Raw genomic sequence first — 18,593 nt, 5'->3', positions numbered from 1 at the left:
CGGATCAGGCGCGAACGGCCTCGGCGCCCGAGTCCGGCGCGAAGCGGATGACCACCGACTTGGACGTGGGGGTGTTGCTGGTGTCGGCGGTGCTGTCGAGCGGCACCAGCACATTGGTCTCCGGGTAGTACGCCGCCGCGCAGCCGCGCGTGGTCGGGTAGTGCACCACCCGGAAGTGCGGCGCGCGCCGCTCCACACCGTCCGCCCACTCGCTCACCAGATCCGTGAACGCGCCCTCGGCCAGGCCGTGTTCCGCCGCGTCCTCGGGGTGCAGCAGGACGACCCTGCGGCCGTCGGTGATACCCCGGTAGCGGTCGTCCAGGCCGTAGATCGTGGTGTTGTACTGGTCGTGCGAGCGCAGCGTCTGCAGCAGCAGGCGACCCTCCGGGACCTCGGGCGCGGTCAGCTCGTTGACGGTGAAGTTGGCCTTGCCGGTCGCGGTGGGGAACGCCCGGCGGTCACGCGGGCCGTGCGGCAGGGCGAAGCCGCCCGGCTGCTTGATCTTCTCGTTGAAGTTCTCGAAGCCGGGGACGACACGGGCGATCCGGTCGCGGATGGTGCTGTAGTCGGCGGCGAAGTCCTCCCAGGGAACCGGGTTCTGCGCGCCGAGGGTGCGCCTCGCGAGCCGGCAGACGATCGCCGTCTCGGAGAGCAGGTCCTCGGCGGGCGGCTTCAGCGCGCCGCGCGAGGCGTGCACCATGCCCATCGAGTCCTCGACGGTGACCTGCTGCGGTCCGCCGGACCGCAGGTCCCGGTCGGTACGTCCGAGGGTCGGCAGGATCAGCGCCCGCGCCCCGGTGACCACATGCGAGCGGTTGAGCTTGGTCGAGACGTGGACGGTGAGGCGGCAGCGCCGCATCGCGTCCTCGGTCACCTCGGTGTCGGGGGAGGCGGAGACGAAGTTGCCGCCCATGGCGAAGAAGACCTCGACCTTGCCGTCGCGCATGCCGCGGATCGTGTCCACGACGTCCAGACCGTGCCGACGCGGCGGCTCGAAGCGGAACTCCTTCCCAAGGGCGTCGAGGAAGGCGCTGCTGGGCCGTTCGAAGATCCCCATGGTCCGGTCGCCCTGCACGTTGCTGTGCCCACGCACCGGGCAGACGCCGGCGCCCGGCTTGCCCACGTTGCCGCGCAGCAGCAGGAAGTTGACGACCTCGCGGATGGTCGGCACGGCGTGCTTGTGCTGGGTCAGGCCCATCGCCCAGCAGACGATGACCTTCTCCGAGCCCAGCACCAGCGCGGCGAGCTCGCGGATCTGAGCCTCCGGCAGGCCGGTGGCCGCACGGACGGCGTCCCAGTCGGTGCTCCGGGCGTCCTTGGCCCACTCCTCGTAGCCATGGCAGTGCTCCTCGATGAACGCCTGGTCCAGGACCGTGCCGGGAGACGCGTCCTCGGCCTCCAGCAGGAGCAGGTTCAGGGCCCGGAACAGGGCGAGGTCGCCACCCAGACGGATCTGCAGGAACAGGTCGGTGAGCTTGGTGCCGTTGCCGACCAGCCCGCGCGCGTTCTGCGGGTTCTTGAAGCGCTCCAGGCCGGCCTCGGGCAGCGGGTTGACGCTGACGATCTTCGCGCCCGCGCGCTTGGCGCGCTCCAGTGCGGACAGCATCCGGGGGTGGTTGGTGCCCGGGTTCTGGCCGGCGACGATGATCAGGTCGGCCTGGTAGAGGTCCTTGAGGTGGACGCTGCCCTTGCCGATGCCGATGGTCTCGGTGAGCGCGGACCCCGACGACTCGTGGCACATGTTGGAGCAGTCCGGCAGGTTGTTGGTGCCGAGCTGGCGGGCGAACAGCTGGTACGCGAACGCGGCCTCGTTGCTGGTCCGGCCCGAGGTGTAGAAGGCGGCGGCGTCCGGGGTGTCGAGGCTCCTGAGCTCCGCGGCGACCAGGTCCAGGGCCGCGTCCCAGCCTATGGGCGTGTAGTGCGTCGCCCCCTCGTCCAGCAGCATCGGGGTGGTGAGCCGTCCCTGCTGGCCGAGCCAGTAGCCCGATCGTCCGGCGAGGTCGGCGACCGAGTGCTCGGCGAAGAACGCGGGGCCCACCCGGCGCAGCGTCGCCTCCTCGGCGACGGCCTTCGCACCGTTCTCGCAGAACTCGGCGGTGTGGGTGTGGTCCGGCTCGGGCCAGGCGCAGCCCGGGCAGTCGAAGCCGTCCGGCTGGTTGAGCTTCAGCAGGGTGCGCACCGAGCGGGTCGCACCCATCTGCGCGGCGGCGATCTTCGTGGTGTGGAACAGCGCGGGGAGCCCGGCCGCGGCGTGCTTGGGCGCGCCCACCTGCGGGCCGTCCTGCGCGGGGTCCTCTGCGGGAGCCTGCCTGGCCATGTCCTCACACCTCCGGTCGTGGGGGCCCGCCGGCCTCGTCGCCGGGTGCGCCTGCCTCCCATCCTTTCACCGCTGCCGCGGCATGAGGAGATCGAGGGCGGGGATGAGCTGGTCCGGGCGCTCGGCCACGGGCAGCGGCTGGACCTGGCGGAAGGCGCACCCCAGCGCGCGAGCGCCGCCGTCGGCGCGGAGGTCGTCGCCGACCATGAGTACCTCGGCGGGCGTCAGGCCGAGCTGATCGCAGGCGAACCGGAAGATGCGCGGGTCCGGCTTCTGGACCTGCAGCTCGAAGGACAGCACATAGGTGTCGACGTAGGCGTCGAGGCCGTGCCGGACGAACACCGGGCGCAGGTCCCAGCCGATGTTGCTGACGACGGCGACCGGCGCACGGCGCCGGCGCAGTTCCTTGAGGACCTGCTCGGCGTCGGGGTACGGCTGCCAGGCGTCGGGGTTCATGTGGCGTTCGTAGAGAGCGGTCGCCAGTGTGTCGGCCCGGTCCGGTCCGACGGTCGGCAGGAGGGCGGCGCGGGTCTGCGCGGTGTACGCGGCGCGATGGCGCGGGGCGTCCACGTCGCGCTGGTCCCAACCGGCGGGGGCGAGCTGCGGCTGCGGCCCGCCGGGCTGGGCCCCGGCGAGGGTCAGCTGTTCCACGCAGGCGGTGCGTTCGGCCTGGTCGAGGCCGTCGAGTCCGCCGTCCGAGCCGAGGGTGAGGAACCACTCCTCGACCGACTCGATGCGGAACAGGGTGCCGGAGAAGTCGAACATCACGCCGCTGATCATGCGAGCGATCGTGCCCCATCGGCTCAGCCGGGGGCAAGGCGGGCAGCCGCATGACGCCGCTCCCTGATCCGGCCTAGACCTCCAGCACCCTCCTAGTCCCCCTCCTCCAGCGTCGTCGCGACCTCGCCCTCCGGTTCGGGGACGGGTACCGGCTCCGGATCATGGACGCTGACGGCCAGCGGCGGCGGGCTGGGGATCCTGGGTTCGCGCACACCGGCGTCGCCCGGGCCGCCCCGGGTGGTCCAGATGGTCACGATCGACCATCTGGCGGCGAGCGCTCCCGGCGGTGGATCCTGCCGCGTCACGGTTCCGATGATGGTCGGTCCGAGGTCCGGGTCGGGGCCGACTGCCACCAGTTGCGCGCGGTGCGCGAAGTCTCGTGCCTGCTGGGCGCGCAGGCCGACGAGGTCGGGAACGGTCACCAGGATGGGCTGCCGCCCGGGGCTCGACGCCATGGGGAACAGCCTAGGACGATCTCCGGTCCGGACGGGACGATTCGGACCGGACGGTTCGGACGGGACGGTTCGGCCGCGGTTTCGGACGGGACGGTTCGGATGGATGGATGGAGACCAAGCCGGACCGGGGCCTCCGTATCCCGCTGGCCGGACGCATGTTGACTATCCGCTGGTCCGCTGTTCAACTGTCTCTGTGAATACCGAGCAGCGCCTGGTCATCCGGGGCCACATCGACTTCGGTCGCGTGTGGTCCGCGGCGTGTCGCCGCCAGCCCTAGCTCGGTAGCGGGCCGCTCCGCTCGGCCCCTCCCTCCCTCGGTGTCCCTTCCGGCGCTGTCCGTCGTGGACCGAGACTTCCGCCGTACCCGCTGATCCCGGCCGCCGATGCGCGGCCAGTCGCAGGGGTATCCGGATCCAGGGGCGCACGCTGCCGCCAACCCCGACGTCGCCGCGCTGCCGTGCGGGCATACTGCCGCGCCGCGACGTCATCACGCCGCCAGCCCCGCCGTCCACAACCCCGCCGAGCGCACGCCGCCGCCGGGCGATGGCGCACGCCCCCGCACACGGAAAGGCACCACCATGCCCGTCGAGTTCCTCGGCATCGCCGCCGCCACCAGCCGGCTGCGGATCCTGCTCGCCCATCGCCCGAACATCCCCTACCCCACGTACGCGGCACAGGAGTTCGCCGTCCTCGACCAGAGGGGCGACTTCCCCACCAAGGAGAAGACCAGGGCCGAGCTCAAGCCCGTCGCCGCGGCCGAAGGCGTGGCGCTGTGACGTCGCTCACCGCCTCCGCCGAAGTCCGCCTCGACGTACGCGCGGTCACCATGGACGACCCGCTGGTGCAACCCCTGCTCGAGGAGTTGGAACGCGAGTACAGCACCCGCTACCCCTCGCCGGCCGGCGCGCGCAGCGAGCTCGAACGCTACCCCGCCGACGAGTTCGCACCACCGCACGGCCTGCTGCTCCTACTGCTGGAGCAGGGCAGCCCCGTCGCCGGTGGCGCGTACCGGCGCTACGACGAGCGCACCGCCGAGCTCAAGCGGATCTGGACGCACTCGGCGCACCGCCGGCGCGGGCTGGCCCGACGGGTCGTCAGCGAGCTGGAGCGGGAGGCGGCTGAGCGCGGCTACTCCCGGATCTACCTCACCACCGGTCCGCGCCAGCCGGAGGCGCGCGGTCTCTACCTGGTCACCGGCTACACGCCGCTCTTCGACACCGCCGCCGACCCGGAGACCATCGGCCCGCTGCCCTTCGCCAAATCGCTGACCGGCGCGGAAACCCTCAGCCCGACGGACTTCCGCGCACCGCGGCGGGTCGACTTCGGGCCTCGTCCCCTCGGGCCTGCCGACCCGCCCGAGCCGAAGAACTGACGGATCGTCCCCTCCCGGAGGCCCCCCATGAGCATCGCCGCCAACTCCCTCATCCAGTCGAGTCAGCCAAGCCCCGCCCCCGACCCACCGCTGCCCGCGGCGGAAAGCCCCGACCGCGCCGCGCTCCGGCTCGTACCCGCCCGGCACCCCGGCCGCTGGTTCGCCAGCCTCGCCGCACTCGTCCTCGTCGCCCAGTTCGGACACGCGCTGGTCACCAACCCGGGCCTGGACTGGAGCACCTTCGGCCACTACTTCTTCTCCGACAGCGTCCTCCAGGGCGTCTGGCTGACCCTGCAACTCACCTTCCTGTCCGCCCTCGCCGGATTCGCGCTCGGCATCGTGCTCGCCTTCATGCGCCTCTCCCGCAGCCCCCTGCTGCAGATCACCGCGTACGGCTACATCTGGCTGGTCCGCTCGGTTCCGCTGCTGGTCCAGGTGCTGTTCTGGTTCAACATCTCCTACCTGTACGCGAGGCTGCAGATCGGCGTGCCGTTCGGCCCCGGCTTCTTCTCCTTCAGCACCACCAGCCTGCTCGGCGCGATGAGCGCCGCCGTACTGGCGCTGTCGCTGAACGAGGCCGCGTACGCGGCCGAAATCGTCCGCTCCGGCGTCATCGCGGTCGACCAGGGGCAGTTGGAGGCCGCCGCCGCCCTGGGCATCCCCCGGCTGAGGCAGCTCCAGCGGATCATCCTGCCCCAGGCCATGCGCTCGATCCTGCCCAACGCGGCCAACCAGCTGATCTCCCTCTTCAAGGGCACGTCCATCGTCTCGGTGATGGCGATCAGCGAACTCTTCTACACGGTGCAGGTGATCTACGGCCGGACCACGCGGGTCGTCCCCATGCTGCTCGTCGCGACGGTCTGGTACATCCTGCTGACCACTGTCCTCTCGATCTTCCAGTACTACGTGGAGCGCCACTTCTCGAAGGGGGCGACCCGCAGCCTGCCGCCGACGCCGCTGCAGAAGATCCGCGGCTCCCTGCGGAATCTGCGGGCCGCTGCCGCGGAAGGAGCCCTGCGATGACCACCCCCTCCGGCACCCCCTCCGGCACCCCCGGCGGTGTATCCGATGACGCCCCCGCCCGCGTCATGGTCGACGTGCGCGGCCTGCACAAGAGCTTCGGCCTGGTCGAGGTCCTGCGCGGAGTCGACCTCCAGGTCAGGGCCGGTGAGGTCACCGTGGTCCTGGGGCCGTCCGGCTCGGGCAAGTCCACGCTGCTGCGCACCATCAACCACCTGGAGAAGGTGAGCAGCGGCTCGGTCTCCGTCGACGGCGAGCTGATCGGCTACCGCCGCGCCGGCGACCGGCTGCACGAGCTCAGGGAACGTGACGTCCTCAAGCAGCGCACGCACATCGGCTTCGTGTTCCAGAACTTCAACCTCTTCCCGCACCTCACCGTGCTGGAGAACATCACCGAGGCACCCGTCTCCGCGCTCGGCCGCTCCCGGGCCGAGGCGCAGGTGACGGCCCGGCGGCTGCTGGACCGGGTCGGCCTCAGCGACAAGGCGGACGCCTACCCGCGCCAGCTCTCCGGCGGCCAGCAGCAGCGCATCGCCATCGCCCGCGCGCTCGCCCTGGAACCGAAGCTGCTGCTGTTCGACGAGCCCACCTCGGCGCTCGACCCCGAACTGGTCGGCGAGGTCCTGGACGTGATCAAGGACCTGGCCCGCAGCGGTACCACCATGATCGTCGTCACCCATGAGATCGGCTTCGCCCGCGAGGTCGCGGACACGGTGGTCTTCATGGACGACGGGCGGATCGTCGAACAGGGCCCACCGGCCCAGCTCCTCGACGACCCACAGCACGAGCGCACCCGCGCCTTCCTCTCCAAGGTCCTCTGACCAGCCACCGGTTGCCAATTGCCGGTTACCAACAACCAGTTACCCACCGCCAGTTACCAAGCGCCAATTGCCCAGCACCAGCGACCGACCAACGGTTCGTCCCCGTTCCGAAAGGCCCCACCATGACCACTCTCGCCCGCCCCACCCTGGCCGCCGCCGCCCTCGCCACTGCTGCCGCGCTGTCCCTCACGGCCTGCAGCAGTTCGGCCAGGACCGCCGCTGCCTCGGACGCGCAGGCGACCCCGGTCGCCAACGGGGTCAGCATCAACCTGTCGCCCGACCAGAACCGGTTCAGCACGCCCGCGGTCGCCGCGATCGCGTCCGAACTGCCGCAGGCGATACGCCAGAGAGGCACCCTGGAGATCGCCGACTCCTCCGGCGGCGCCGCTCCGCTGGTCTTCTACGCGACGGACAACAAGACGCAGATCGGCGTGGAGACCGACATCGCCTCCGCCGTCGCCGACGTCCTGGGCCTCAAACCGCACTACAACGCGGTCGCCTGGGCACAGATCTTCGTCGGCCTCGACAGCGGCAAGTACGACGTCGCGTTCTCCAACGTCACCGACACCGAACTGCGCAAGCAGAAGTACGACTTCGCCACCTACCGCTTCGACAACATCGCCTTCGAGGCGAAGAAGGGCAGCACCTGGAAGGTCGCCGGACCGGACGACGTGGCGGGTCGGACCATCGGCGTCGACTCGGGCACCAACCAGGAGAAGATCCTGCTCGACTGGAGCGCCCAGGATGTGAAGAAGGGGCTCAAGCCGGTGACGGTAAAGTACTTCACCACTCCCTCCGACTACTACCTGGCGCTGGCCTCCGGCCGCATCGACGCCTACTTCGGCCCCAACCCGACCGCCCAGTACCACGCCAACGTCTCCGGCCAGACCCAGGTGGTCGGGGTCTTCTCCGGAGCGGGCTCCACCCTCCAGGGCAAGATCGCGGCCACCACCAGGAAGGGCGACGGCCTGGTCAAGCCGCTGAACGAAGCCCTCAACGAGCTGATCAGGAACGGCACCTACGGCAAGATCCTGGCGCGCTGGGGCCTGTCCAGCGAGGCCGTCGCCAGCTCCCAGATCAACCCGCCCGGTCTGCCCAACACCGGTAGCTGACGCGCCGTCGGCCGTACGGGGAGGTGGGATCGGGCGGGAACAATCCGCCTCCCCGTACGGCTGCACTCGGCGTCGCGTTCACCGAGCAGGTGTGGGGCCGGGATCTCTCCGGGTAGGACCCGGTAAGACCCGATAGGACCCCATCCCACTCGCCATCGCGGCGAGGTGGCGTGCCCTGGCCGAGGAGAAGGAGCTGCCGTGGCGGGACCGGTGATCAGGGTGACCGGACGTCGGTCGTCCACGGGAACCCCGGCCGCAGTCGCCGACGAGATCATGAGACCGTGCTCCGCCCGCCCGTTTCGCATCCCTCACGTACCGGAGGTACCGCAGTGAGCAGCAGTCTGGACGATTGGAAGCACTGGCGTGACGACCGTGTGGTGACGGCTCGCGCTCCGCACGGTCCGCTGGCCCTCACCGGTACGTACTGGCTCGCCGACCTGCGCGAAGGGCTGCCGGGAGTGCCGGGCCGCTGGGAGCTCCAGGGCAGCTGCGTAATCCTCACCGCCGCACGCCACGACGGCCTCGAAGTCGACAATATTGCGCTGGACGGCTCGGTCCGGCTCTGTCCGGACACGGCGCCGACACCCTCGCTGATCACTCACGGCGGCCGCCTGCTGGTGCTGATCCTGCGCGAGGGTGAGTACGCGGTCCGCATCTACGACCCCGCCTCGGCCGGTCGCACCGCCTTCGCCGGCATCGACGCGCACCCCTACGACGCCGACTGGGAGCGCCCCGCGCGCTTCACCCCGTTCGACGCCGCGCGCAGCATAGTGGTCCCCAACGCGGACGGCCGGGAACGCGGCCTCGCCCTCGCCGGTACCGTCGCCTTCTCCGTACCGGGATCGGCTGCCGAGCACACGCTGCAGGTCAGCCAGGCCGGGAACGGCTCACTGAGCGCGGTCTTCGCGGATGCGTCGAGCGGTCGGCAGACCTTCCGCTTCCGCTTCGTCGCCCTTCCCGCGCCGGATGCCGCCGGGGCGACCGTGCTCGACTTCAACCGGGCCTACCTGCCGCCCTGCGCCTTCGCCGATCACTTCATCTGCCCCTTCCCGCCGCCGGGCAACTCCCTGGCCCTCGCCGTCCCCGCGGGAGAGAAGCAGGTGCTCCAGCACTGACCGCCTCGCGGGCGGTGCCCTGGGCCGGTCGGTCCGAGGAGGGGCGGGACGGGGCCGGAGTGGGCAGGATGCGGGGGTGAACGATCAACGAGAGACCTCGGCGCGACCCGACTTCCTCACCAAGCCCACGCTCGGCGGCGACCTGGTGACCCTGCGGCCCGTCACCGCGCTCGACCTGCCCGCCCTGGAGCCGATCCTGTCGGACCGGGAGGTCGCACGGCTGACGGGCAGCCAGAGTGAACTGCCGGATCCGGCGCGGCTGCACGCCTGGTACGCCACCAGAATCGGCCAGGACGACCGGCTGGACCTGGCGGTGCTGGAGCGTGCCACCGGGACCTGCGTCGGCGAGGTCGTGCTGAACCGATGGGACGGTCCCAACGAGAGCTGCAACTTCCGGATCGCCCTGGCTCCGGCGGTCCACGGCCGTGGCCTGGGCACCGAGGCGACCCGCCTGATCTGCGGCTACGGCTTCGAGAAGCTCGGCCTGCACCGGATCTCGTTGGAGGTGTACGCGTTCAATCCGCGGGCCCGCCGCGCCTACGAGAAGGCGGGATTCATCGCCGAGGGTGTGTTGCGTGACGCGCTGCTGTGGGACGGCGAGTGGGTCGACGCTGCGGTGATGTCGATCCTCGCGGGGGAGTGGGAGCTGCACCACGGGCATCCGAGGCTGCCCGGTCCCGCATAATGGGTGCGCTCCACAGCCCGGGAAGTCCGGGAACACCAGCTGCCAGGGAGGCGGGCCGCGTGTCGGTCACGGACGAGGCGATCGCCCGCATCAGGGAGATGATCGCCGAAGGGCGGCTGAAGCCGGGCGACCGGTTGCCGAAGGAGGCCGACCTGGCCGCGTTGCTGGGGCTGTCCCGCAACTCGCTGCGGGAGGCGGTCCGGGCGCTGTCGCTGATCCATGTCCTCGACGTCCGCCAGGGCGACGGGACGTATGTCACCAGCCTTGAGCCCGAGCGGCTGCTCGAAGCGGTCGGCTTCATGGTGGAACTCCGGCACAACTCCTCCCTGCTGGAGGTGTTCGAGGTGCGCCGGATGCTGGAACCGGCGGCCACCGCGCGTGCCGCCGAGCTGGTCACCCCCGAGCAGCTCGCGGAGCTGGAGCGGGAGATGGAGCGGGCGGAGGCGGCCGAGAGCCTGGAGGAGCTGGTCGAGCACGACCTGCAGTTCCACCGGATGATCGTGGCGGCCGCCGGAAACCAGGTGCTGGCCGCGCTGCTGGTGCAGCTCAACTCGCCGACCGTACGGGCACGGGTCTGGCGCGGCCTCACCCAGGACGGCGCGCAGGCCCGGACACTCGCCGAGCACCGGAGCATCGTGGCGGCGCTGAGCGCCGGGCGCCCAGACCTGGCGCACGCCTGCGCACTGGTGCACATCGCGGGCGTGGAGGAATGGCTGCGCGCCTCCGTCGCCTCGGTCGCGTCCACCGAGTCCGACTGACCCGCGGTTCGAACGGACCGGGGCTGCCCGCTGCGGTCCGGATAGCGGTCACCACTGGACGAGGCGCTCTCAGGGTTGATATACATCGGATCTCTTGGCGACGGTGGGCGACCGGACCGTCCCGATCGCAAAGGTGGTGATGGCAGGTGCGATTCCTGCGCATAGGTCCCTCAGGGGCAGAGCGACCCGCCCTGCTGGGGAGCGACGAGACGACGGCCTACGACCTCTCCGGTCTCACCGGGGACATCGACGGCGCCTTCCTGGCCCGCCTTCTCGACGAGGGGGCGGGCGAGGGCCGGAGCGCTGCGGAGATCGCGGCCCTGGCCGAGCGGGGCGAGCTGCCCGTCATCGACCTCGCCGGGCAGCGCCTCGGCGCACCCCTGGCGCGACCGGGGAAGGTCGTCTGCATCGGGCTCAACTACCGGGACCACGCGGCCGAGACCGGCGCGGAGATCCCGGCCGAGCCGGTGGTGTTCATGAAGGCGAGCAACACCGTCGTCGGCCCGTACGACGAGGTGCTGGTCCCGCGCGGCAGCAGCAAGACCGACTACGAGGTGGAGCTCGCGATCGTGATCGGTCGCACCGCCCGCTACCTGGAGTCCCCGGCGGACGCGGACGCGGTGATCGCCGGCTATGCGATCAGCAACGACGTGTCCGAGCGCGAGTTCCAGCTGGAGCGAGGCGGCACCTGGGACAAGGGCAAGTCCTGCGAGACCTTCAATCCGCTCGGCCCCTGGCTGGTCACGGCGGACGAGGTCGAGGACCCGCAGCGGCTCGGGCTCCGGCTCGGCGTGAACGGCGAGTCCCGGCAGGACGGCAGCACCGCCGACATGATCTTCGGCGTGCGCCACGTGGTCTGGTACCTGAGCCAGTTCCTGGTGCTGGAGCCCGGGGACGTCATCAACACCGGCACTCCGGCCGGGGTGGCGATGGGCCGCAAGGACACCGCGTACCTGCAGCCGGGTGACGTGATGGAGCTGGAGATCGACGGTCTGGGCCGCCAGCGCCAGGTGCTCGGCAAGGCCTGACGAGCCTGACGAAGTCGACGGTGTCGACCGCTTCGACCGGCGGCCCTCGCCCCTGAGCCTTCGGGCTCGCGGGGTGAGGGCCTTCGTCGTCCCCGGTGCTGTCCATTGGAGGATCAACCAGGAACGGCCGATAGATCCGATGTCTGGCTTGGTCAGCGTGGTGACTCGGCGGTAGTGTTGAGCAGCAGGTCACCCAGTCGCGCCACCAGGTGCGCCCCAGGGCCGGGGCCGCCCGCAACGGCGGCGGCACCCGAGAGCATCGCCCGCAGTACCCGCTCCGACTGCGGATCGTGGAGTGCGGAGACGGCGAACATGACGACGAACTCGTCGACGAGCCAGTCCCGCAGCTCCGCGGCCGAGCCGACGCCCGCAGAGCCGACCCCCGCAGAGCCGACACCCGCGGCCGGGCCGTCCTCGCGGTGCCTGTCGTCCAGCCAGGTCAGCGCGGCGGTCTCGACCACCGAGATCCAGGAGCGCACCAGCAGGCTCAACCGCGGCCCGGGGCGCTCGACTCGCAACTGCTCGATGATGCTCCGGTGCGCCGCCCGGCGCACCTCGTCCACGATCGCGGTGGTTCGCTCCGTCTCGGCGACGGAGCCTCCGCGCAGCAGCGCCCCGTACCCCGCCGCGTGATCGCCGACGAAGCCGAAGTACTGGTCCAGGACGTGGCCCAGCCGCTCGGTCGGGCCGCCGTGAGTGGGTGCGACGAAGCGCGCTGCCAGCTCGTCCGCCGCGGTGCGCAGCGCGGCCTCGTACAACTGCTGCTTACCGCCGGGGAAGTAGCGGTAGACCAGCGGCCGGGATGCCTCTGCGGCGGTTGCCACGTCGTCGAGGGAGACCTCCTCCGGCGCGTGCCGGCTGAACAGCTCCAGCGCCACCGCGATCAGTTGCTCCCGCCGCCGCTCCACCGGCAGCCGCCGGTACGGCCCGCGCCGGGCCCGGGGTGCGCGAGGCGCGGCAGGAGCGCGAGCGGCGACAGCATCGGCGGCGACCGGAGGGGCGGCGACCGAAGGGACGTCGGGCTCGGGGCCGAGGGCAGCAGGAGCGTCCATTCGCCCCAGCCTAGGCCCTGCCCGGGGTTGAGACCGACCGGCACATGGGGGGCGGCGTCGCGGGCCGATGGCTCTCGCCTGACCGGGTTGTCGTCAGTCGCCAGTGCTCCGCAATGGCTCCTTCCTCCGCCCCGCCCAGACTCGGCCCTCGACCCCCTCCTTCGCCCACACCCCATGTGCCGGTCGGTCTAAGACCGACGCGCATATGCGAGGCGGAGTCAGGGACGGAGATTCACAGCAGGAGCCCGGACCGGCGCCAGGCGGCCCGGTCCAGCCGGCTCCGGATCACACCGATCTCCTCCAGGAACGAGGTCAGCCGCTCCGCCGACCAGCGCATCGTCTCCCGGCGGTGCTCGCTCCGCCGTGCCTGGAGCAGCGCCTCGTTCACATCGAGGCCGACCGCCGCGTACACCGCCGGGTTGACCAGGGCCCGCGCCACCACGACCGACGCCTCACCGGACACCGTCCGGGTCAGCTGCCGTTCCCAGGCGGGACAGCTCGCCATCTGCCGCCGCAGCTCCTCGCGCGCGTAGCGGACGTGCCGCGCCTCCTCGACCACGTGGATCCGGGTGATGCCGCGGATCAGCGGCTGGACGGTCCCGTCGGGGAAGGTCTGCCGCTGGATGCGGTCGAGTATCTCCTCGACCAGCAGCGTCGCGGTGAACGCCCCCGGCGTGGTCGCGGTGGTCTTCAGCACCCGGCCGAGGAAGCGGGTGGTGCCGCCGGGCCGGTAGTAAGGGGTTTCCAGCTTGGTCACCATGCGGGCGAACATCCGCGAGTGGCGGCACTCGTCCGCCATCTCGGTGAGCGCGTAGGCGACATGGCTGCTGCGCGGGTCGAGGTCGTAGATGTGCCGGGCGAGCAGCTGTATCAGGATGATCTCGAACCAGACCCCGGCCGACGCCAGGCTGGCCGACTCGTGCCGGGAGAGCTCGATCCGGCGCTCCTCGGACATCCGGTTCCAGATCGGCGTTCCGTAGAGGGAGACCATGCGCTCCGGCAGGAACCACAGGCCCGGTTCCAGGGGCGCGTCCCAGTCGAGCTCGGTGTCGGGGTCGTACGAGTGCTTCGCCGACGCCTCAAGCAGGCGTTCGGCCACGTGTTCACGGTCCGTCAGCAGCGCTGTTCCGGCTCTGGGTTCCACGGGTCCGCCCTCCCTCGATCGACTCGCCTCCTGTTATGAGACTGCATGTCAGCAACGTCGTCAATCCCTCGTTCCCACCCCGGGCGCGTCACCTCCCCGGCCCCCGGCGAGAACCACGACAATGGCCCCATGACGACGGCAGGCCCGGCCCCTCGACTGCGACGCTGGGCCGCGTGGCTCGCGGCATACGTGAGGGCCGCCCCCGGCACCTACATCTGGCTGCTCATCCTGGGGGTGAACACCTTCGCCCTGGTGCGTATGTCACCCAGGGTCAGGAAGTACTTCCTCGTCAGCCACAGCACCAACCTGGACGAACTGCGCCACCACCCGATCAAGGTGCTGATCAGCAGCGCCTTCTGGACCGAGAACCCGAGATTCGGCATCTGGTTCGTGATCTTCAACCTGTTCCTCGTCCCGGTGGAACGCTGGCTCGGGACCCTGCGCTGGCTGGCGGTCGTCGTGGTCGCGCACGTCGTCGCCACCCTCGTCAGCGAGGGCATGGTCAGCATCCTCATCAACGAGGGCGCACTCCCGCGGAAGACCTCACACACCATCGACATCGGCGTCAGCTACGCCGTGGCAGGGGCGGTCGGCGTGCTGACCTGGTTTTTCGCCCGCCCGCTGCGCTGGTACTACCTGGGCGCGACGACCGCCTTCTTCCTCCTGCTCCTCGGCTACTACCAGGACTTCACCAACCTCGGCCATCTGACGGCCTTTCTGATCGGCCTCGCCTGCCGGCCGATCACGCGCGGCGTTCCCGGCGGCGACTGGCGCCCGCACAGACCCGGCGGCCGACCCGGGTGGCCGTTCCGGCGACGCGGAGCGGCGGGCGGAAACCTGTCACCACTGCGCAGTGGTGCGACAGGATGACCTCATGGCTGACACAGTGACTCCCCAGACCCCACGGCAGCTCGCCGACGCCTATCTCGACGCGCTCGTCGCCCTCGACCCCGGCCTGGCCGCCAGTCTCGGCGTCAACCTCGACGACGACCGCCAGCCCGACCTGTCGCCCGAGGGCTTCGAAGCCGAGGCCGCTCTCGCCCGCCGGGCCCTCGCCGACCTTCGGGCGCTCCCGGCCGCGAGCAGGGACGATCCCGCCGAGGCGTCCTGCGCACGCCTGCTGGACGAGCGCCTCACCGCCCAGCTGGCGGTCCACGACGCTGGAGACCATCACCGCTCGCTCAGCAACATCGCCTCGCCCGTGCACCAGGTCCGGCAGATCTTCACCATCATGCCGACCGCCACTGACCAGGACTGGTCCGTCGTGGCCGGGCGGCTGCGCCACGTCCCCGCCGCGCTCCAGGGCTACCAGGCCACGCTGCGCGAAGGGTTGCAGCGCGGACTGCTCTCGGGCCCGCGCCAGGTGGAGACCGTGATCGGGCAGCTCGGCAGTTGGCTGGGACCGAGCGGCGGCGCCAGTTGGTTCGCGGACTTCGCGGCGGGCGGCCCGGACCCGCTGCGGAGCGAGCTCGACAGCGCCGCGGCGCAGGCCACCGCCGCGGCGGCGGCGTTCCGCGACTGGCTGCGGGAGGACTACGCCCCGGCCGCCGCCGGCGCGCCCGACATCGTCGGCCGCGAGCGCTACCTCCGCTCCGCGCGCTACAGCACCGGTGCCGACCTGGACCTGGACGAGGCCTACGGCTGGGCCTGGACCGAGTTCCACCGCCTGCACACCGAGATGCGCACGGAGGCCGACCAGGTCCTCTCCGGCGCCGGCCCGCTGCAGGCGATCGAACACCTGGAGCTGCAGGGGCACGCCGTCAAGGGCGTCGAGGAGATCCGCGTCTGGCTGCAGCAGATCATGGACGAGGCGATCGAGGCCCTCGACGGCACGCACTTCGACCTCGACGGGCCGCTGCGCGAGGTCGAGGCGATGATCGCCCCCGTGGGCAGCGCCGCCGCCCCGTACTACACCCGCCCCAGCCTGGACTTCTCCCGCCCGGGCCGCACCTGGCTGCCCACCCTCGGCCGGGAGTCCTTCCCGACCTGGCAGCTCGTCAGCACCTGGTACCACGAAGGCGTCCCCGGCCACCACCTGCAGCTCACCCAGCGGATGCGCTGCGCCGACCAGCTCTCCCGCTACCAGACGACCATCGGCGGCGTCAGCGCCGAGATCGAGGGCTGGGCGCTGTACTCCGAGCGCTTCATGGACGACCTGGGCTTCTTCGGCGACCCCGGTCGCCGCCTCGGCTTCCTCGACGAGCAGATGCTGCGCACGATCCGGGTCATCATCGACATCGGCATGCACCTGGAGCTGCGGATCCCCGCCGACTCCCCGTTCCGTCCGGGCGAACGGTGGACGCCGCAACTCGCGACGGACTTCTTCGCCGCCTACAACGGCTGCCCCGCCGAGATGCGCGAGAGCGAGATCGTCCGCTACCTGGGCTGGCCCGGGCAGGCCATCGGCTACAAGCTCGGCGAGCGGGCCTGGCTGCGCGGCCGGGAGGAGGCCCGCCGCAGGCACGGCGCGGCCTTCGACCTCAAGGCGTGGCACATGAAGGCGCTCTCGCAGGGCGCGTTCGGGCTGGACGACCTGACAGCGCAGCTCGCCACGCTCTGAGCGGATCGGCGGGATCGGCGGGATCGGCGGGATCGACCGGGATCGGCGGGATCGGCGCGGAAGCGCGACCGTTGTCAGTGCGGTCAACTAACGTGGCCCACACGCACGACCAGGCGAGGGAGGGGCCATGGCCGACATCAGCCGACCCGCGATTCCGACACCCGAGAACACCGCCGACGCAGCCGGCGCCGCACGCCCTGCGGATGCTGTCGTCAGTGCGGACAGCGTGCTCCACTCCGTGGTGGTGTACGCCTCCGGCGCGCTCTGCCGTCGCCGCGCCCGGGTCGCACTGCCCGGGAGCGGCGGCCCGATCCGGGTCAGGCTCGGCGGCCTGCCGCTGGCGCTCGACGCGCACAGCCTGCGTGGCCGGCTCCTGGCCGGTCCCGCAGGGCTGCGCGTGCTCGACGTACGGCGCGAGGTGGCGGCCGCGCTCCCGGCAGCCGAGGACCTCTCGCCGCTCCAGCACGCCGCGGACGCGGCAGAGGTGACGGCGGACTCCGCCAGGGCCGCGCGGGCGGCCCTGGCGGCCCAGATCGACCATGTGGCCGCGCTGCGTGCGGTGCCTCCCACACCGCGCCGCGGCGATCCCCCGCGCAAGGCGCCCACCGACGCGCTGCTGGCGCTCGCCGACTTCGTCGACGGGCGGCTCACGGAGCTCCAGCAGCGGCTGCTGGCCGCGGAGGACGCCCTGCGCGAGGCCGAGCAGCAGGCCGAGACCGCGCGGCGGAGGCTGCGCGCGGCCTCGGCGGCGCTGCCCGTGAACCGGGTCGAGAGCACCACCAGCGTGCTGCTGACCCTTGCTCAGGGGTCCTCCTCCGAGGCTGAGGCCGGGAGCGGGGCACCGGCCGAAGCCGAGTTGGAGCTCGAGTACGGCGTGCCCGGCGCGACCTGGACCCCGACGTACCACCTCCGCCTCGACGGCATCCACGGCGACGAGCCCGGCGGCAGCCTGACCATGCGCGCCTGCGTCGCCCAACGCACCGGCGAGGACTGGACCGGCGTCCGGCTCGGCCTGTCCACGGCGGACCTGCGTCGACGCACCGACGCGCCGGAACTGCGCTCGTTGCGGATCGGCCGCAGGCAGGCCGAGCCCGCCCCACCGCTGTGGCGTGAGCCGCCGAGCGGACTCACCGACCTGTTCTCGGGCTATGACACCTTCGTCCGCCCGGTGCCCGCGCCGGACGTCCGGCGGCCGATGGCAGCGCAGCACCGATTCCGGGCGGCCTCGAAGGTCGCCGCCGAGCCGGACTGGATGGATCAGGAGGGCAGCAGAGGGGTTCCACTGCCTCCTGATCTTTCCGTCGGCTACGGTGCAGCGCCTCCGCCGCCGCATGCGCCTGCGCCCGCCCCCGGGCCTCCGCCCGCGGAGATGCCGCGCTCCGTGCCCGCCCCCGGCGCCGCGCGTACACCCATCGCCGCTTCCTACACCTCAGCGCAGGCACCGTCGGGTGCGGCAGCCGGCTTCCAGGTCCGGACAGCGCTCTCCGCCGCGTGGCCAGAGGCTGCCGACCGTCCAGCACAGGCAACCGCACCCGCGCCGGGCGAAGCCCTGCGCGACTACGCGCAGCTCGTCCTCGCCGGGGCCGACGAACCCGAGCCGGAGCGCGGCCAGTTGCAGGCTGCCGCGCCGAATCCCGGGGCGCTCGCCGCCGAACTCCGGCGACAGGCGGAAGGGGTGGCGCAGCTCGCACTCCCGCCGCGCTGCCTACCCGTCAGGCATTCGGCAGGCTCCTTCGACCACCGCTACGACACCGTCGCACCCGTCGACGTCCCCGCCGACGGGGTCTGGCACACCGTCCCCGTACTGGAGTTCCCGGTCGACCTGGCGGCCGAGCACGTCTGCGTCCCCGCCGTCGACGCCCGGGTCTACGCGGCCGTGCGGCTCGGCAACACCAGCAGCCACGCGCTGCTCGCGGGGGCCGCCGAGGTGAGCGTGGACGGCGCGTACCTGATGACGGTCCAACTGCCCACCCTCGCCCCCGGCCAGCACCGCCGCGTCGGCATCGGCGTGGTCGAGAGCGTCCAGGTCGCCCGGCGGATCCAGATGCGCGAGTCCACGGCCGGACTGCGGTCCGGGACCACCGTGATCGACCACGGCATCGAGATCGAGCTCGCCAACCGGCTCGGCCGACCCGTCACGGTCGAGGTACGCGAGCGCGTCCCGGTCAGCGGCGACAAGGACGTGCGGGTTGAGGAGCACCAGGCGAGCCCGCCCTGGACCGTCGTCCGCCCGGAGGAGGACGAGAAGCACCAGCGCGGGATGCGGGTGTGGCGGGTCACCCTCGCCCCCGGTGCCCGCACCGTGCTCACCGGCGGGTACGAGATCCGCGTCCCGGCGGCCAAGGCTCTCTTCGACGGCAACAGGAGGCTCTGA

General features: G+C 71.6%; 17 protein-coding genes. 12 read left to right on the top strand and 5 right to left on the bottom strand.

What is annotated here, in order from left to right; genetic code table 11:
* Positions 1-4: 4 nt before the first annotated feature.
* The 3 genes from ABIA33_RS28910 to ABIA33_RS28900 form a co-directional block, all read right to left on the bottom strand.
* Positions 5-2,317, bottom strand: coding sequence for an FdhF/YdeP family oxidoreductase (locus ABIA33_RS28910; protein ID WP_370085599.1), 2,313 nt, complete (start codon positions 2,315-2,317; stop codon positions 5-7).
* 66 nt (positions 2,318-2,383) lie between these two features.
* The gene (locus ABIA33_RS28905; protein ID WP_370085598.1) at positions 2,384-3,097 is read right to left on the bottom strand and encodes an HAD family hydrolase; all 714 of its coding nucleotides are present in this window, start codon (positions 3,095-3,097) and stop codon (positions 2,384-2,386) included.
* 92 nt (positions 3,098-3,189) lie between these two features.
* Positions 3,190-3,552 carry a PASTA domain-containing protein gene (locus ABIA33_RS28900; RefSeq protein WP_370085597.1) on the bottom strand — a complete coding sequence of 121 codons (363 nt, stop codon included), beginning with the start codon at positions 3,550-3,552 and terminating at the stop codon, positions 3,190-3,192.
* 578 nt (positions 3,553-4,130) lie between these two features.
* Here ABIA33_RS28900 and ABIA33_RS28895 point away from each other — a divergent pair.
* The 9 genes from ABIA33_RS28895 to ABIA33_RS28855 all read left to right on the top strand — a co-directional run bounded on the left by ABIA33_RS28895 (position 4,131) and on the right by ABIA33_RS28855 (position 11,463).
* The gene (locus ABIA33_RS28895; protein WP_370085624.1) at positions 4,131-4,328 is read left to right on the top strand and encodes a hypothetical protein; all 198 of its coding nucleotides are present in this window, start codon (positions 4,131-4,133) and stop codon (positions 4,326-4,328) included.
* Positions 4,329-4,378: 50 nt separating this feature from the next.
* A complete protein-coding gene (locus ABIA33_RS28890; protein ID WP_370085621.1) occupies positions 4,379-4,924 on the top strand; it encodes a GNAT family N-acetyltransferase in 546 nt (181 codons plus the stop codon).
* 27 nt (positions 4,925-4,951) lie between these two features.
* Complete coding sequence (locus ABIA33_RS28885) at positions 4,952-5,947, top strand: amino acid ABC transporter permease (protein WP_370085596.1); 996 nt, start codon at positions 4,952-4,954, stop codon at positions 5,945-5,947.
* 65 nt (positions 5,948-6,012) lie between these two features.
* On the top strand, positions 6,013-6,765 hold the full coding sequence (locus ABIA33_RS28880) for an amino acid ABC transporter ATP-binding protein (RefSeq protein ID WP_370085620.1): 753 nt from the start codon (positions 6,013-6,015) through the stop codon (positions 6,763-6,765).
* Positions 6,766-6,887: 122 nt separating this feature from the next.
* A complete protein-coding gene (locus ABIA33_RS28875) occupies positions 6,888-7,877 on the top strand; it encodes an ABC transporter substrate-binding protein (RefSeq protein ID WP_370085595.1) in 990 nt (329 codons plus the stop codon).
* Positions 7,878-8,206: 329 nt separating this feature from the next.
* The gene (locus ABIA33_RS28870) at positions 8,207-8,992 is read left to right on the top strand and encodes a DUF1684 domain-containing protein (protein ID WP_370085594.1); all 786 of its coding nucleotides are present in this window, start codon (positions 8,207-8,209) and stop codon (positions 8,990-8,992) included.
* A 76-nt stretch (positions 8,993-9,068) separates the two neighbouring features.
* A complete protein-coding gene (locus ABIA33_RS28865; RefSeq protein WP_370085593.1) occupies positions 9,069-9,677 on the top strand; it encodes a GNAT family N-acetyltransferase in 609 nt (202 codons plus the stop codon).
* 59 nt (positions 9,678-9,736) lie between these two features.
* Positions 9,737-10,435 (top strand): FadR/GntR family transcriptional regulator, encoded by a 699-nt coding sequence (locus ABIA33_RS28860; protein WP_370085592.1) that lies wholly within the window; start codon positions 9,737-9,739, stop codon positions 10,433-10,435.
* Between the two features lie 146 nt (positions 10,436-10,581).
* Positions 10,582-11,463: a fumarylacetoacetate hydrolase family protein gene (locus ABIA33_RS28855; RefSeq protein WP_370085591.1), complete on the top strand. Its 882-nt coding sequence runs from the start codon at positions 10,582-10,584 to the stop codon at positions 11,461-11,463.
* A 152-nt stretch (positions 11,464-11,615) separates the two neighbouring features.
* Here ABIA33_RS28855 and ABIA33_RS28850 read toward each other — a convergent pair whose 3' ends face one another.
* Both ABIA33_RS28850 and ABIA33_RS28845 read right to left on the bottom strand, forming a co-directional pair.
* Complete coding sequence (locus tag ABIA33_RS28850) at positions 11,616-12,515, bottom strand: TetR/AcrR family transcriptional regulator (RefSeq protein WP_370085590.1); 900 nt, start codon at positions 12,513-12,515, stop codon at positions 11,616-11,618.
* A 232-nt stretch (positions 12,516-12,747) separates the two neighbouring features.
* Complete coding sequence (locus ABIA33_RS28845) at positions 12,748-13,659, bottom strand: diiron oxygenase (protein WP_370085589.1); 912 nt, start codon at positions 13,657-13,659, stop codon at positions 12,748-12,750.
* Positions 13,660-13,788: 129 nt separating this feature from the next.
* Between ABIA33_RS28845 and ABIA33_RS28840 the strand changes: the two genes are divergently transcribed.
* From ABIA33_RS28840 to ABIA33_RS28830, 3 genes are all read left to right on the top strand, one after another.
* On the top strand, positions 13,789-14,529 hold the full coding sequence (locus ABIA33_RS28840; protein ID WP_370085588.1) for a rhomboid-like protein: 741 nt from the start codon (positions 13,789-13,791) through the stop codon (positions 14,527-14,529).
* A 4-nt stretch (positions 14,530-14,533) separates the two neighbouring features.
* Complete coding sequence (locus ABIA33_RS28835; protein WP_370085587.1) at positions 14,534-16,219, top strand: DUF885 domain-containing protein; 1,686 nt, start codon at positions 14,534-14,536, stop codon at positions 16,217-16,219.
* A gap of 127 nt (positions 16,220-16,346) precedes the next feature.
* Positions 16,347-18,593, top strand: a complete 2,247-nt coding sequence (locus ABIA33_RS28830) for a DUF4139 domain-containing protein (protein ID WP_370085586.1) — start codon at positions 16,347-16,349, stop codon at positions 18,591-18,593.

This window comes from Streptacidiphilus sp. MAP12-16 (assembly GCF_041262165.1).
GTDB lineage: Bacteria > Actinomycetota > Actinomycetes > Streptomycetales > Streptomycetaceae > Streptacidiphilus.
Note: the sequence above shows the minus strand (reverse complement) of the source record. Positions and strands in the feature narration are given on the sequence as shown.

Coding starts and splice junctions, on each gene's coding strand:
- ABIA33_RS28830 (WP_370085586.1), top strand. CDS start 16,347: ATGGCCGACATCAGCCGACCCGCGATTCCGACACCCGAGAACACCGCC.
- ABIA33_RS28850 (WP_370085590.1), bottom strand. CDS start 12,515: ATGGACGCTCCTGCTGCCCTCGGCCCCGAGCCCGACGTCCCTTCGGTC.
- ABIA33_RS28895 (WP_370085624.1), top strand. CDS start 4,131: ATGCCCGTCGAGTTCCTCGGCATCGCCGCCGCCACCAGCCGGCTGCGG.
- ABIA33_RS28905 (WP_370085598.1), bottom strand. CDS start 3,097: ATGATCAGCGGCGTGATGTTCGACTTCTCCGGCACCCTGTTCCGCATC.
- ABIA33_RS28885 (WP_370085596.1), top strand. CDS start 4,952: ATGAGCATCGCCGCCAACTCCCTCATCCAGTCGAGTCAGCCAAGCCCC.
- ABIA33_RS28875 (WP_370085595.1), top strand. CDS start 6,888: ATGACCACTCTCGCCCGCCCCACCCTGGCCGCCGCCGCCCTCGCCACT.
- ABIA33_RS28840 (WP_370085588.1), top strand. CDS start 13,789: ATGACGACGGCAGGCCCGGCCCCTCGACTGCGACGCTGGGCCGCGTGG.
- ABIA33_RS28890 (WP_370085621.1), top strand. CDS start 4,379: ATGGACGACCCGCTGGTGCAACCCCTGCTCGAGGAGTTGGAACGCGAG.
- ABIA33_RS28900 (WP_370085597.1), bottom strand. CDS start 3,552: ATGGCGTCGAGCCCCGGGCGGCAGCCCATCCTGGTGACCGTTCCCGAC.
- ABIA33_RS28910 (WP_370085599.1), bottom strand. CDS start 2,317: ATGGCCAGGCAGGCTCCCGCAGAGGACCCCGCGCAGGACGGCCCGCAG.
- ABIA33_RS28835 (WP_370085587.1), top strand. CDS start 14,534: ATGGCTGACACAGTGACTCCCCAGACCCCACGGCAGCTCGCCGACGCC.
- ABIA33_RS28880 (WP_370085620.1), top strand. CDS start 6,013: ATGGTCGACGTGCGCGGCCTGCACAAGAGCTTCGGCCTGGTCGAGGTC.